7 protein-coding genes and 1 tRNA gene are annotated in these 13,879 nt (G+C 44.6%); 1 reads left to right on the forward strand and 7 read right to left on the reverse strand.

Features of this window, described 5'->3' with window-relative positions; genetic code table 11:
• The first annotated feature begins 15 nt into the window (after positions 1 to 15).
• A tRNA-Gly gene (locus tag BMW38_RS16010) sits at positions 16 to 91 on the forward strand.
• 164 nt (positions 92 to 255) lie between these two features.
• On the opposite strand, the gene BMW38_RS16015 is transcribed toward BMW38_RS16010, so the two are convergent.
• Genes BMW38_RS16015 through BMW38_RS16045 form a run of 7 tightly spaced genes read right to left on the reverse strand, consistent with a single transcriptional unit; the run spans position 256 to position 13,852 of the window.
• A complete protein-coding gene (locus BMW38_RS16015; protein ID WP_213031186.1) occupies positions 256 to 1,017 on the reverse strand; it encodes a 4'-phosphopantetheinyl transferase family protein in 762 nt (253 codons plus the stop codon).
• On the reverse strand, positions 1,017 to 2,870 hold the full coding sequence (locus tag BMW38_RS16020) for an alpha/beta fold hydrolase (RefSeq protein ID WP_092709902.1): 1,854 nt from the start codon (positions 2,868 to 2,870) through the stop codon (positions 1,017 to 1,019). Before BMW38_RS16020 ends, BMW38_RS16015 begins: the two co-directional genes overlap by 1 nt.
• A 53-nt stretch (positions 2,871 to 2,923) precedes the next feature.
• The gene (locus tag BMW38_RS16025; protein ID WP_092709905.1) at positions 2,924 to 4,198 is read right to left on the reverse strand and encodes a porin; all 1,275 of its coding nucleotides are present in this window, start codon (positions 4,196 to 4,198) and stop codon (positions 2,924 to 2,926) included.
• Positions 4,195 to 7,836 carry an outer membrane lipoprotein-sorting protein gene (locus BMW38_RS16030; protein WP_092709908.1) on the reverse strand — a complete coding sequence of 1,214 codons (3,642 nt, stop codon included), beginning with the start codon at positions 7,834 to 7,836 and terminating at the stop codon, positions 4,195 to 4,197. The genes BMW38_RS16025 and BMW38_RS16030 overlap by 4 nt, the downstream gene beginning before the upstream one ends.
• A gap of 24 nt (positions 7,837 to 7,860) precedes the next feature.
• Complete coding sequence (locus BMW38_RS16035) at positions 7,861 to 11,820, reverse strand: non-ribosomal peptide synthetase (RefSeq protein ID WP_092709911.1); 3,960 nt, start codon at positions 11,818 to 11,820, stop codon at positions 7,861 to 7,863.
• Complete coding sequence (locus tag BMW38_RS16040) at positions 11,817 to 12,077, reverse strand: acyl carrier protein (protein ID WP_003655615.1); 261 nt, start codon at positions 12,075 to 12,077, stop codon at positions 11,817 to 11,819. The genes BMW38_RS16035 and BMW38_RS16040 overlap by 4 nt, the downstream gene beginning before the upstream one ends.
• The gene (locus tag BMW38_RS16045) at positions 12,074 to 13,852 is read right to left on the reverse strand and encodes an acyl-CoA dehydrogenase (RefSeq protein WP_092710019.1); all 1,779 of its coding nucleotides are present in this window, start codon (positions 13,850 to 13,852) and stop codon (positions 12,074 to 12,076) included. Before BMW38_RS16045 ends, BMW38_RS16040 begins: the two co-directional genes overlap by 4 nt.
• Positions 13,853 to 13,879 lie beyond the last annotated feature (27 nt).

The following is a 13,879-nucleotide window of genomic DNA, read 5'->3' on the forward strand; positions in this document are numbered from 1 at the left end:
AAACTGCTTATATATGCGGGAATAGCTCAGTTGGTAGAGCATAACCTTGCCAAGGTTGGGGTCGCGAGTTCGAGTCTCGTTTCCCGCTCCAAATTTAAAAAGCCCTAGTCGAAAGACTGGGGCTTTTTTCTTTTATTGATTCATAATTTAAGGTCTATCTATTCACAGCATATTTTATTGAGAATAGCCCAGCTCAAGGCCAAGTATTTCATTGCTAGATTCACATTTTTAAATCATCAGTTATAACGATTCAATCTAGTTATATTTGCAAGGTATTGGGGTTATTCGATTCATAGATATAAATGGTAATAATTGAAAAAAATCCAGATTAAAGCATTCTATATTGTGGCTCTGCTGTAAGCATATGGAAAAGATGAAGTTAGAATCATAGATATAGCTTTCAAAATAATACTCTTCTGTTTTTTGAGCATTATTGGTTGAGTCGAGAAACTGTATATGTTCAGGCAATACATGAAAGTTGAGCATTTTTAAATGACGGCTCATTCCTTCGCCAGTACATTTGATATAGGCTTCTTTTAAGGTCCATATTTGAAAAAACCGCTGATATACACTGAATGGATCAATCAGTTCTTTCTCTTTAATCCATTCAATTTCACTTGGTGCTAACACACTATCAACACGCGTCCAATCGAACTCACGATCCACTCGTTCAATATCAACTCCTATTTCCCCCTGTTCAGTCACAGCAAGGATAATAACGTCTGCTGAGTGAGTAAGATTAAAATACACAGCGTTGCTGCCTTGTACAAAAGGCTTGCCGTTGGGATGTAATTGGAGGTTGACCTTATAGGGTGCGATACCTAGTTTATCTGCCAACACAGACTTCACTAACACACGAGAGATCAAGAAAAGACGAGCCGCTTTAGGGTGATATTGATCATATCTCAGCTTTTCTGCCTCGTTGAGAAAGCCGAGATAATGACTCAATACCAAATGGTCTTGTGGTACCCGTGAAACTGGGCAGACATAAACCTGTACTTGCGCACGATCAGACATTAGGAAGCTGTAGTGCTAATGTATTTCGTCAGAACCGGCGCGAGGTAGTCATATACCGCGTCTACATGTGTGACGTGTGGATTATGGCCTGCACCAGCTATGATATGTACAGGGATATCAGGATTTATTGTAGTAACCATTGGGTCCTTATCTCCCACAATAATTTCAACTTTAGATCGAAGCTCATCAAGCAAAGCTGTTTGAGTTGCTCGCTGTTCTGGCAAATTAATGCGGTGCATATATTCACTAATATGCTTGGCTACCGACACTCTACGCAATGAATCCATCGCATAACCAACCGCCGGATTCTGTTGCCCATCTGGATGCAAGTCTTTAGCAATCACATCTTTTGGCACAAAACGGAAAATAAGGTTAGAGAGGGTTTGTATCCGAAACATTTTAGCGGCCTGCGCCTGAACAAAATAAGGCGATATCAGGATAAGGCGTGCAACTTTATCTGGATATTTCTTTGCAAGATTCAATGCAAAGAGACACCCTAGTGAGTGTGCAATAACAACACTATTTGGCGCTAAGAGCTTTGCAGCAGTGTCAATAAACTGACGGTTGTTATCTTCCACCACCTCATAACTGCCTGAACGCCCAAGTCCCGGCAAGTCCATCATAGCCACCTGATCATGTGTGATTTTATTGATGATTGGAGACCAGCATGCACTATCAAATGGAATCCCATGTAAAAATAATGCAGATGATTTTTCTGATTTAACTGGCTGTTTAGTATAAATTTCTGTCCAATATCGATTCTGATAGCCAAAACCACTAGGTGTAGGTACTTGCATGCGACCAAAACGTGTAAGAACCAAGCGATCAATCCAACGAGAGTAATAGGGACTGATATTGATTAGGTCCGCGATGCCCATTTTCGCGGCCTGCGCCTCTGCCCCAGCGACATGATAGTGCTCGCTAGAAATGAAAGCGAGTTGCTCTTTAGAACCACCAAGCAATACCTCAGGTAATTTCTCAAGCAGAACTTTGGGTAACTGTAAATGTGGTGCGCTGACGCCTAAGTGCTCGGCAGCTAGGTGAACCAAGCTATGAAACTTTGGTGTCGCTGGATCAAGCAACATATACTCCTGAGCAATGGTCTCAGGGTAAGACATCGTTCGGATGAGAAAGCTCACGATATACTGCATATTGCACAATGGCAGGAATGTATCACGCCCACCTGGCAATGCCATCAGACGTCCCTGATACAGCTTATCAATCATGTCAGCAATGCCAATATATTGCATATCACCATGCGTATAGAAACCATCAATGACTGTCGCTGGATTTATTGCAGTCCATGGCACATTTAAACGCTTACAGGTCTCAATGAAAGCTTGATGCCCTAAAATTTTCGAAGCCTCGTAACCACCGTATTTGCAATACAAATCATCAGCCGACTCTTGCGGTGGAGCAGCCACACGATATCCGCCAATCCAGATGAATCGCTCAAGCTGCTTCAATGTTGCAGCCCATTCAATCAAAGCGACTCCTGATTTAATGTTCGTACGCTCTGCTTCAGCTTTGCTAATGCCCCAATTAAATGATGCAGCAAGATGATAGACAACATGGATCTTTGCCTGAGCATCCGCTAGCAGAGAGTCCAGCTTAAAATCACGGCTTAAATCATATTCAACAAACGAAATAGAGGGATCAACTAACCCTTGCGTTGCAATGAAACCTAACAGCTTATCTTTCTTGGTTGCGGCATTACGCAGCGCAGCAATCACCTGATGACCTTCGCGCAGAAGTTCAACGATCAGTCTGCTGCCAATAAAACCTGCTGCACCTGTTACTAATATGGTCTTCCGTGAAAAATTATCTTTTTTTGCGTTATTTAAATTATCCATAAATCACCTTATTAGGGACTGGGCACTCCAGCATTGTTTTGGAGCGAATTATCTTAAAAATTATATCGAATCTGGGCATACACCAGACTGTTATCTCTAAATTGTCCTAACACCGTATCATTTTTGCCCCAGAAGCGATCTCCACCTGCATTCAACTGCCAGTGATCATTGAGACTGTAATTAATACGTACTCTCAACAATTCATTAGGCTCTGGTGCAAAATAGAATCCCGTTACTTCCAGCTTTAGATTATCGTTCAGCAAGTTAAGTGCATAGCGCAGCATAGCTCCATACTGATCCTGCTCATATTGGTCACTGATTGTTTGCTGATAACGGTAAACTTCTCTCAATGATGGATTTGTTAGACTGTCGGCAGATCTAAAGTCCTCCGTATGTTTGTACACGCCTACTAAACTCAGCGTGGAGTTCTTTAATGACAATTCCGGTCCCATGACCACAGTTAAATTATTTTTCTTATGTGAAAGATCTTCGCTGCCATCCGAGTCTGTCTTTGTATACGCAGCTTCACCTCGCCACACGAGATCGTTATGGTTATAACTAAAATCAAATCCATAGACAGACATAGGATTATTTTTCAGTTGCAATGTTGCCTCCCCTGTTGGAGATGCTGAAAGAACTGACAGATCGGGCATATGGTCCAAACCGGAGAAATACGATGCCCCAACATCCAGACCATCTACGGAATAATCCCAACGCATTGCAAACGCAGGACGACTCTTACGGTCTATGTCATACTGAACACCAGCAATTTGACGCAATGGAATCACATCTGAACGACTACGCGGATACCATAATGCCGTCCATTTATTGGTTCCAGATTCAGGAATATACGTTAATTTGAGAGCATCATTTCCAAGACGTTGATCTGTCTCATCTGGCACTAGACGCGTATAGTCACGGGGCGATAGATTATCCGTTGGATTAATCCCGTCAGCTCTCCCCCAGACTACAATCTGACGACCAAAGTCGAGATAAAACGTCTGATCCCAGTTATAAGAGGCATATAACTCACGTAAGTTGCGATTCACCTTACTTACCTGATCTGGGTTTACAGTATGGTCCGTTTCGTCTCCAATATTTATGTCGTAATGGATCTTAAACTCAGGGTTAAACTTAAGCGTACCATTGGACCAGAAACTTGCTTGCCCAATGTTTTTTAACGAGCTTAGATCACGATCCGATGACCACACATCGAATCTGGCTGAGTTCTGGCTCACAAAACTAATTTCGCTGTCATCTGCATAAGCATGCTGCAGTAGCATAAAGCTACTGCAACATGCCAATACCCAATAGGTACCTTGCGTCATTTTTCAAGACTCTGCGGTGAGAAAATCTTATCGGATAAGGTTTTTTCTGCGACAAAATCACTGACGATAACTTGTGTCATATGCTGAGTTTGTAGATTCTTTGCCATAGATTTCATGGCCTGCCATCTTGGTTTCACTTTGCCGTAAGGACGGATATCCGTGAACTCAATATGTTTTAACGGCTTACCTGCAGTATCCCAAATGTCGATGGTTGCTGTAACAAAGTTGTCTTTGAGGATGCACATGCGACGTTTGCTATAACCAAAGTCACTCTTCACAGTATTATTGATTGGCGTTGCTTCAATCGTGTAGCAATCTTTGCCATTAAATTTACCATCTGCCAGTTTCGTATACTTCCAATCACTTAACTTATAGCCAAGTACATCACCATAACTAAAGTCTGTACCGATAAAAGCATCGCCTTTATTCGCCGATGCCAGACGGCGTACTTTTTTCAATGCAGGCAGATAAACAAACATACTATCACTGCCTTTTGAGTTCTCAATCAATAGCGTCGTGGTTCCCTGTACATCTGCTGGTGAGATGAATTCAGTCAAACGCATATTGTTCTGAGTATTCCCAGCCAGCTTAGTCATATTTTTGGTCAAACGTACGCGTTGCTCGCCACTTTTAGACGTCAGCACAAATTTAGCACTAGCACTTGAAGACAAGAACTTAGAGGCATCATCACTACGGTTAACAATGTCTTGAACTTCATCTGCATGAGATGTTTTAGGCATTGACATGGTGAGTGCAGTACCCAACAAAAGACTTGTCACAACAGTTTGTGCAACGGTAATGTTCTTCTTATTTGAGGGAAAGATAAAACGAGGTTTCAAGATTAGAATCATTGTAGGTACCATAATTAAGGTTGCAAATACACTAAAAAGCATCGCAATCACAATAAACATCGCTAGCCATTGATGCACATGGAAGCCTTGCGATAAGGACAATACGCCATACCCACCAGCAACAGCAGTCGCAACAAAAAGCGAAGCCTTACCAGCAGTACTTAAAGTTTTACGAATAGCATCTTTGATATCGCCCCCTTCTTCGCGCAAGATTTCACGCAAGCGATAGAGGAAGTAGATGGCATAATCCGCACCAATACCAACAGCCATGGCCGAGATGAGGGAGTTCGGAATATTGAGCGGAATGTCGAGCCAGCCCATCACACCAAAGATTGCAAGAATCGAGAACAGAAGTGGCGTCAGGACAATTAGTCCCGCAGAGAGCGAACGGAAAACTAGCGCTGAGATAAAGAATACGGCAAATGAAATCTGTAGAATGTTCATGAGCTTGCCGTGAACCATCGTTTCAGTCAAAGCAATGGTCTGAGTCACATCACCACCAAAACTCACGACAGCTTTATCACCCAATTGACCCGCCATATACGTTTTTAGCGACTCAAGAATTTCTTTAATACGATGATTACTACCCGTTTTTAACAGAATCGTGATCTTGGCATAGCGCTGAGTCGTATCAATGTAAGATTCAAAATCAGTCGGCTCACCAGACATGGAATACAACAGCAGATACTGAGCAACAACATCTTTGGTTGCTGGAACCTGAAATGCCTGTGGCTGATCGGCATTCATTGCCTGATTCATTCTCTTGATATAGTCCACGATAGAGATGGTTTTACCGACCTCTGGAATTGAATTCGCGAACTTCTCTGTATTATCAATCGCTTTTAGAATTTCTGGATTTTCAATACCATCACGAACCTTTGTATCGACCATGATGTAGAGACTGTTTGTGCCACCAAGAGACTGATTCAGAAACCTGTCATCTTGCTGCATCGGTAAGTCGCGCGAGAAGAAGTTTCGGCTATCGTTATCCACCACAATACGGCTTGTGCCAATAGCAAGAAAAACACCCAGTACTGCAATCACAGTCATTAGCATCATGCGCGGACGAACTGACAAAATGACATCACCAATACGTTTTGGAATCCAGTCCCAGATCGGTAAACCTTTGCGTGCGACCTTGGTAACCGAAGGCGGTGGTAGCATCGAGCGAAGTACAGGAATAAAAGTCATCTCAATGATCAGCGTACTGATGATCCCGATTCCTGTAAAAATACCGAATGAACGGATGGTCGGAATATTAAAGGTCAACAGCGAGAAGAATCCAGCCGCTGCAATTCCGCCAGCCAATATCATAACCGGACCAACACGAACCATAGATTGCACCACGGCTTCGCTATTCGCAGCTTTAGGTTCCATACCTTGGGCAGTCAGTCGATCAAAGTCTTCATAGTATCGCTTGAGCAACTGCACGGCGTGCCCTGCCGCAATGGCCAGAATCAGAATAGGTGTAGGAGAGTTAAAAATATCCATTGGCTGTTTGAACAACCCCATCATACCCATACCCCATGCCACAGCCAGTAAAGCTGTAACTAGAGGAAGGATCAAACCCTGCTTACTGCGGAATGCTTCGAAGTGCAATAACCCAATGACCAGTATGGCAATCGGGAACAAGATATTGATCCGTTTAGAGTAATCTTCGGCTTTATCCAAATAAACAGGATTACCGCCCACACTAATGGTCATATCCTTAGACTGTTCAGCCGCTACGATCTTGTTGATCGGACCCATCATCTTTTGGAAGCCCTCTGGACTTTCCTCAAGCTCAAGCAAAATAGCAGCAGTTTTCTGATCTTTAGATACGACTGAATTCATGTAGATTGGATTCAGTGCTAGCAGTTTTTTCAGCTGATCGACATCACTTTCAGTTACAGAACTGTTCGGCAGTAGTTTCTTGGCATCAAATCCATCCGAATTGGCGGTGATCCCTTTGGCCTGACGTGCAGCCAGACTCATCAGAGTAGATCGAACCACACCCGGAGCATTATCAACTTCTTCGGTAATACGTTTAACTTTTTCTAACACTTGTGGCTGATAAATATCACCCTGCTTCGGTGTAATACCAATCACGACCATGTACTTGGAGCCGAATTTCTTTTCTATCAGCTTGGTCGAGGTGATATAAGGATGTCCTTTGGGCGCAAGCGCATCTGGATCAATAATAATTTTTACACCAGATGCGAGATACGCCAGTGCAAGCGTCAAGAGCATCACCACCGTCAGCACAATACGGCGATGTTTGAGAATCCAACGCGCATATTGTTCCATCACCTGATGAGTCTTGCGGCGTGGTTTATTGGTCTCGTGCGTCTGCTTACCAACCGACTCATAGGCTTCGCCCTTCTGAGCCAATGCTTCAAGATTAGCAACGTCTTTCTTGAACTGGGCGAGGACCATTTTTTTTAGCAGCGCTGGGGGCAATACACCAAAAAAGCTACCTGGCTCAGCCTCAAACACCCATTCAATCCATGTACCTTCTGGATGTGGTTTGAAGCGATAAGTACCTGTGTAGTGGAAAGGTCCTTCCACTACTTTGAACGCATACAATTCATTCGGTACTAGATGGGTGATTTCACCTTTAAAGGACATCTCACGACCAATAAAGCTAAAACCGATTTCATACTTGCTGCCCGCACGCGGAGTATTGTCTAGCAGTTCAGAATGCTTACACGACAATTGCCAGCCTGCATCGTTGGCCGGGTTTGCAAGATAGTTGAAAACCTTGTCAATCTCGGCCGGTATGAGGAAAGCATGTTCTATGGTCACCATTGTGGTTCTACCTTCTTGTATTTCTTATGCGGGAATTGGATACATCTGATCAATTGTCTGGGCAACAGCCACGACATTCTCAGCGTACATAATTGATGAATGGTCACCAGGCAGATCCACCTGTGTAAATGTGTCTTTAACCAGTTGGTCCCAGCCTAGACTTTCGCCAAAATCTTCCAGCTCATCTTTGGCCTTAACCAAGAGGATCGGAAAATCTTCAGGCTCTGGGAAATAGGTCTGGAGTGCGATGCCATTCGCCAAATAGGTATCAAAGTAAAGTCGGAAATCTGATGGGTCTGCATCTAGAGGTATAACATTGATGGCCTTGGCTTCTTTAAGCACATGATCAAACATGTGATCTGGACTCAATTCACGCAAGTATTGTGCTGGTATCATCAACTTCTTGCCATAAGGCGCAGCCAGATCACGAGCAAACCAGGATAAGAGCATCGCATCATCAGCATCTTCAGGCACATTCTCTGTAATTGGAGCTCGGGTATCGATCATGACAATCCCTGTGACCTGCTGCCCCATTTGACGCAACTGATGACTGATCTCGTATGCAATCGCACCGCCAAAGCACCAGCCACCAAGGAAATAAGGTCCCTCAGGCTGCGTCTTTTGCATTTCAGCAATATAGAGCGTCGCCATATCTTCGATTGCCACTTCTGCTGCATCTGCTTCAATTAGTCCAGGAGACTGAATAGCGCGCAAGGTACGTTTCGGATTAAGATGACGCGAAAGTTCCATATAACAGAAGGTACTGCCACCAATTGGATGGAAGAGCCACAAAGGTTGCTCGTAAGTTCCACGGCGCAGCTCAATTACGATGGAAGGCTTAATTTCTTTATTTTCACGAATGATCTCGCCCAGACTCGCCACAGTGGAATATTGGGCCAGCAAAGCAACTGATAGTTCAGTACCAAAAGCTTTTTTGAGGTGATTAACAAGCTTCACAGCCAGTAATGAATGTCCACCCAAGTCAAAGAAGTCATCATGTATACCAACCCGTTTAACCGACAAAATCTGCTCAAAGGTAGTACAGAGTTCAATTTCAATCGGATCACGTGGCGCAACATAATCGTTACTTTGCTCAAACACAGGCTCAGGAAACGCTTTACGATCTAGCTTATTGTTAGCCGTCATTGGAAACTGGTCCAATGTAATAAACGTATTTGGCACCATGTAAGCTGGTAGATGGATTTGCATCGTCTTTTTCAAACTAGCAATGTCAATCTCATGTCCGATTAAATAGGCTACTAGTTTCTGATCGTTGCTGGTAGTCATCTTAACCAACACGACTGCGTCTGTGATACCGTCGATCTGTTTGAGAACATTCTCGATTTCGCCTAGTTCAATACGGAATCCACGAATCTTGACCTGGAAATCTAGACGTCCATGATGAGTCAAATGTCCATCCGTACGCAGACAGACTTTATCTCCGGTGCGATAGAGTCGACCGGCATTTGGTAGAGATGGCAAAGTTCTAAATTGCGCATCTGTCAGCTCAGGTCGATGCCAGTAATCAACTGCCAGACCATCACCTCCAATCCAAAGCTCTCCCATAACGCCTGGCGGGACTAAACGCTGCTGTTCATCAAGGACATAAAGCTGGGTGTTCGCCAGTGGTTCGCCTAAATCAATAAATTTTGCATCAGTGATACGAGCCGCACTTGACCATACCGTAGTTTCGGTCGGACCATAGACATTCCAGAGACAGCCAACTTTACCCAGCAGTTTTTCTGCCAAAATAGTATCTAGCGCTTCGCCTCCACAGAGTGCAGTCAACCCCGCATTGCCAATCCACTCACTATCTAAAAGCATTTTCCAAGAGGCCGGTGTTGCCTGCAAGACATTGATAGACTTAGCATTTAAATAATCCACCAATTGATTGCCATCTTGTGATACCTCTCGTGGGCAAACATGCACCACACCGCCGTAAATCAGCGGAATGAGTAACTCAAGAATTGAAATATCAAACGCATAAGTGGTGATTGCTAACAACTGAGTTTCAGTCGTTACTTGCAATCTATCATTCATGGATAGCAAGAAATTGATGATTGAAGGATGCCCAATACGCACGCCTTTAGGCTTACCTGTCGAGCCTGAGGTGTACATCACATAAGCGGTCTCACCAAAGGCAAGCGTTTCGCGTACTTGCTCAAGGGGCACAACACCAGCTTGATTGATATCCAAACGCGGTACAGAAACTGTGAGAGCATCCATCAACTCGGTTTGAGTCAAGATGACTTTAGGTTCAGCATCTTCGATGATGTTATGTAGACGTTCACTTGGGAAATTCGGATCTAGTGGTACATAGGCTGCCCCTGTCGCCCAGATCCCGAGAATTGCTGCTGGTAATAATGCCGTGCGGTCTAACATCAGACCTACACGATCGCCACGAGTAACGCCATGTACACGCAAATATTCAGCGATACCAGCGATATGCTGACCTAACTCACGATAGCTAACCGCATGATCCTTCGAGGTCAGAGCATGATGATCACCACGTTCATCGATCTGCTTTAGAATCATTCCTAATAGATCATGTTGAGGATAATCAGTAGCCTGTCCACGTAGGGCATCGAACTGGATACCATCCTTATAATCAGGTGCGATATCTAACTCAACGATCTTACGTTCAGGATGAGCCACCATTTCTGATAATACAGCTTGCAGCAGTTGCACCATATTATCGGCAGATTTTGCAGAAAATAGCTCGGAGTTGTATTTCAGCACGCCAACGAGTTCGCCTTGATATTCACCGCCCATTTCCAGCGTAAGATCCAATTGACCTTCTTGCTGGCGAACCGGAAAACTTCCTAACGTCAGGTCTTGACCAACCAAAGTCGCTGGGGTCTGGATTGGCAAGAGTAGTTCTTTAAACTCATCCATGCCACCTAGACGTTCCCAGAACATTCCCACCTGCGCCAATGGATTAATACTGCCATCACGCTTTGGTGAAACAGCCTCAACCACTCTGGAAAAGGCAACTTTTTGATGCTTGAGACTTTGTCTTAATTGTTCCTGCACTTGCTGTGTAAACTGACGTAAAGTCTGATCAGCATCGATGTCCATGTGAATAGCAATCGTATTGACAAACTGCCCTAGTGCATTGCGCAGCGAGCGTTCAAGTCGACCAGCTACTGGTGTGGCAATAACGAGATCATTTTCATTCGATAGTTTGTGGAGCAGGATATAAAAGCCAGATAGTACGAGTCCAAACAGCGTGATCTCATAATATTTCGCCAAGTTCACAAGACCAGACGACACTGACTCAGGCACACGGAAAACCAGTGAGCTGCCTTTATGTTGCTGCACAGCAGGACGTGGATAATCAAGCGGAATGCTATGCACGTGTGGTGCATGTTGCAACGCATTTTTCCAGAAGAGTAGACTCTCATCAGCATCATCGGTCACAGTGCTCTGTTGCTTATCTGCATACTGTGCGAACTCGATTCCGTTCACTGTATCCGAATCTGTAACTAGTCCAAAACGTTTGCAGACATCACGCAACAAGAGACCAATCGACCAGAAGTCCATTAAGGCATGATGAATCACAACCGCAATCACATAGTGATTTTGACTGCGCTCATAGCAATGAATACGCCACAGCGGTGGCTGGGTTAGATCAAAGGGCTGCTTCGTATCCTGCTCGACTAATTGCGTCAAATCAGATGCATCGACATGGCGGGCATCCGACACGATAATATTAGGATAGATACGATCCCAGATAAGTTGCTCAATACCCTGATCATTGGCAGGCATGCTTACACGCAGCAGCGGATAATCATGCATTACCGCCTCTAGAATCTCCATCGGCTTGTTGCCTAATGGTTGGTTAACCTTCACATCAAAGGCCACCACCATATTGTAGGCATTGCAAGTCGACTCAAGCCGCTGGATATACCAGATGCCGAGCTGTTCTGCAGAAATCGCATGGCGCGATAGAATTGCAGGTTCCAGTCGTACAAGGTTGTTCACGAAGCAACTCCCTGCTCCAACTGAGAAACGATATATTCAGCCAACGCATTAATTGTTGGGTAATCCCATAGTAGTGTCGGCTCAAGTTCCAGTTGTGTTAGATCCTCTAGATCCCCAGACACCGACAAAGCGACGATAGAATCAAGACCGTAACTGGTAAATTTTTTCTGTGGATCAAGAGTCTGGGGCTCTACGCGCATTTCTTTGGCTACTAGCGTGCGAATGATTTCGCTCCAGTAAGCTTTATCTTTATTCATGGGGTAATATCCTCTTTAACCGGTTTGGCATCACGCGGTGCCAGTGCAAAATCGATGACAGATAACATATGGTTGTTTGAAATTCGGTCTAGCAGATCTGCCAATGTGCTTTCACGCAGTGATTTCATTGGAGGGGACGTCTGCCCTTCAGCAGCATTTAGAAAAATGATCAGCCATGCACCATCCTGCAAAGCAGGTCTTAGGCCACGACGGTTAAAGACCCAGAAACCCAGCACAGCAATGCGAGCAAACAGCTCGGCATAGTCGCGGGCTAAGCTGAAACGTAATGTTTCGAACTCTTTAGCCGCATCTGAACTTGAGAAATAATCTTGAATTTTTTGATCTAGCGTACGCTGCTCGATAAGAAGCTGATCAGCGCGCTCACGTAGCGTGGACAGCGTCTCAGCAGCCAGCCCCCCTACTGTAACGTCAGCATCGTTGAGCATCTCGATGATCGTTTCCAGTGACTCCATCACCAAGTCACCATCTCGGTTGAAAATCTCAAGCTCGCGGAAATCAATAGCGTCGGTTTCCACCTGCAAGTCATACAACTGACGATAGCGTGCTTTAGCTTCGGCTTGATTGAGATGGTCGGCTTTTTTGCTACGTCCTTTATTGGCAGATTTGAGCTGAAAACTTAGACTGTCTAAACAGACGGTGCTACTGCCGTCAAATACACTCACGATCAGATGATCTCTGAAAGCTTTCTGGTACATTCCATCAGCATATGCATTTCTTAAGAAAAAACGCGACCCAAGCACTGAGGAAGTAATTTTAGCCAGTGACTCTACATACTCAGGTACCAGTACCTTGATGATCGGTGACCATGTGCTGAACTGATTAATACAGACGTGTAGCCCACGCGCGCCAACGAGTGATAACACTTCAGCTGCTAACAGATAGGCATAGGCTGTAGCAAGTTGCTCACGTACTAGCGGAATGTTAATGACTTTTTTGTTATACAACTCGCGTTCGATAGCAAACTCGGTCGCGATGCGTAGCATCGTATCGCCCGCACCCAGAGAAAAGCTGCTGCAATATGCACGCGTCACCTGTAGCGTCTTGAGTCCAAGCTCCAATCCCTGACCTTCTTCACCGATCAGGGCATCTTTGTGAATTTCAGCATTATTAAAGCCAATACCGCTAATATCTAACCCACGCATACCCACCGTCGGCAAGCGGTTTAGGCTATAGGTTCCTTTAGAAGCCATGTGACGCTTATCAAGCCAAAACGCACTCAGACTACGCGGTCCACGATCATCTGATGTTTTAGCAATCAGACTTAAAGAGTCACCTAGAGTCGCACGATTGATTGACCATTTTTCGCCATTTAAGACGTACTTGCTCTCGGCAGCTTGTGCAGTTACTTCACTGGATAATAGGTCAGCCCCATGCGCTTTCTCGCTATAAGCAAGCGCTGGTGCAGCACCACTCAAAATCCGACTAGCGATGTTTTCGCATTGATTAAGATTACCGCCGATCCATACGATCACAGACCAAGCATTAGTACTATAGGTCGAATTAATTGTTAGATCACGTCGTGCCAGCACGCGATGCAGATATAGCAACTCTTCACCAATTTCCATGCGACCTCCAAGCTCTGAAGGTACATAAAAACGGTTCATGCCTACGGCATTCAGAAAATCAACGGCACGCTGAGGGTATTGCTCCTTCTCATCACGCTCGATGGCCGCGGACCAAGAAAAATCATTATTAGTATCATGTACGGAGCCTAAAATTTGCTCCAGACGAGCAGCAGATTGAAACTGCCGCAAATTGGACGTAAGTGACATGAGTTTTTG

Origin of the sequence: Acinetobacter sp. yr461 (assembly GCF_900110445.1) — a bacterium.
Classification (GTDB): domain Bacteria; phylum Pseudomonadota; class Gammaproteobacteria; order Pseudomonadales; family Moraxellaceae; genus Acinetobacter; species Acinetobacter calcoaceticus.